At 26.3% G+C, this 2,346-nt stretch carries 1 protein-coding gene; it reads left to right on the forward strand.

Translation table 11 applies throughout. The annotated features are described in order from the left end of the window. The first annotated feature begins 433 nt into the window (after positions 1-433). Positions 434-1,219 (forward strand): glycosyltransferase family 2 protein, encoded by a 786-nt coding sequence (locus FLA105534_RS23670; protein WP_173968532.1) that lies wholly within the window; start codon positions 434-436, stop codon positions 1,217-1,219. Positions 1,220-2,346 lie beyond the last annotated feature (1,127 nt).

Genomic DNA, 2,346 nt, shown 5'->3' on the forward strand with positions numbered 1-2,346 from the left:
GAGTATATATATGGTCATAATAGTTTAAAAAAAGAAGTTCAAATATCCTTTTCTTTGCCAGAATCTTCGTTTTTGGATAATGTTAGAATGCGTAAACAGTTTATTTTAGTGGTGTTTTTGTTTTTTTGCGTCATACTGACTTTTAAATTGAAAAAAGTTAGATAAAAATATCATGATTATAGCATGATTTAATGAAAGTTTCTGATATTAATAAGGTATTTAGAAAATGAAAATTGATTTTACTAAAAAAATAATTTCAATTAGGTTGATATTATTTCCGATTTTATTGTAATTTTCAAGTTTTTTGTATTTATTAAGTTAAGATTTTGTGATTAAACATTGTAATAAGTATATTTAATATAGCTAATGGTAAATTGCAATTAATTATGAATCTAAACTAAAATTGAGAAAGGAGTTTAAATTATAAAAGAATATGAAGATTAGTGGGCTGGTAATAACGTATAATGAAGAAAAAAACATTGCTAAATGTATTGAAGCATTATTTAGAATTTGTGACGAAGTAATTGTAATAGATTCTTTCAGTAAAGATAATACAGTGAGAATTGCAGAAGAAAAAGGTGCTAAAGTGATTATGCAGTATTTTTTAGGGGATGGGCCTCAGAGAATTTTTGGTCTCTCTTATTGTAAAAATGATTGGATTCTAAATTTGGATGCCGATGAGATTTTGGCTGAAGATGCTGAGAAATTTATATTGTCAGGAAAATACGAGAATCAGGATTATGATGTTTATGCTTTTTGTTTGTATAATTTTTTGGGGGATAAGCTTATTAATTTTGCAGGTTGGTATCCTGATAAAACTTCACGATTTTTTAACAAAAAAACAGCCTCTCCGTCAAAAGATTTCGTTCATCAGAAGGTTTTAGGAAACAATAAAATACATATAAAAGTTCATATTAATCATTATGCGTGGGAGAATTTTGATCAATTTATTGCAAAGAAAAACTTGTATTCGACTTGGAATGCCCAACAACTTTTTGATCGGAATAAAAGAGTCAACTGCTTTAAGCCAATATTAAATGGTATGGTATCTTTTTTCCGATGTTATTTTTTTAAAAAAGGTTTTTTATATGGGTTGGATGGTCTTACCTTTTCGATAGTTCAGGGTTTTTTTTCTTACATGAAATATGCTAAACTTTTAAAACTTCAATATGAGGATAGTAGAAAAAATGATATGAATATGTACCTTAAAAATATTTAAATTCTATAAACTTTCTTTATGTAAAGAGTTTTAAAGAGGACTATGTCTTCAAATTAGCTAGTGCTTTTTCTGAAAGTAGTTTCTGTTTAATTATTTCAAAGATAAACTTTGATTTTTGATTGGTTTTGTTTTTGAAAAACTAACATTCAGTTCTTTGGTTTCTATAGATTTTGTTGTTAAGCTATTTTTGTTTTTTTTAATGGATTTACTAAATTCAAGATAGATATCGGCAGGAAGATAAATTGTTTAATGATTCATGATTATGTTTGTTATTGTTTCAGTACTCAAATCTTTTCTAATTTAGATGTTAGTCAGAACCATTATTCGATATCAATTTTGTCTTTGACCTGATAACCAGTTTAGTATTTGTAATGCCTTTATTTTTTTCTTTTTACATTTTTACCTTCATGTAAATTACGACTTCAAATGTCGGATGTAATGATGTTAATAGTGTAGACGCTTACTAGTATTATTAATCCTCATTCTAGGATTTAAAAGTAAGTAAAATTGATTAACCACTTCTGATGAATAAAGTCTGTTTTTATTGGTAGATTAATGGGGGTATTTAGTAGATATGTATTGGATTATTGATTAATTTTATTGTCTTTAAAATTCTTTACAAAATTGGTTTAGAGATAAATATTTGATGCTTATAGGTTATTTTTAAATTAATTCCCTTGGAGACAGTTTTGGATAATCCTGGATAATGCTCCGTGTAAGATTCTTTTGTTCTTCTTGGATATAATTCTTGTTCTATTTGAGGTTGTTTTATTAACCGTTAATTCTTCAACTGAGTAGCTAGCGTAAGTACGATGCTAAAATAATTTATAAGGGAAAAGAGAAAACTAATAATTATTTTAGTCTGATAGCAGACGATTATTCTAGAAAAAAGAATTCAAGGCAATTTTTTATTTATCACAATAAAAACAGTATTATGTTTAATGTATAAGGTGTTGTTATTTATTTATGATGAATTAAAGAGAAGGGAAAGATGAATATTAACTGGTGTAGAAATTACTTTTTTTTATTTTAACAAATTGTCTCGTCCTAAAAAAGCGATACAGATTATTACATAAAAATAATTAATTAAACAGTTGCAAGAACCCTCTTGCAACTGTTTTTTGTTT

The sequence above is a fragment of the Flavobacterium collinsii genome (genome assembly GCF_902804485.1).
In the GTDB taxonomy this organism is placed as follows: domain Bacteria; phylum Bacteroidota; class Bacteroidia; order Flavobacteriales; family Flavobacteriaceae; genus Flavobacterium; species Flavobacterium collinsii.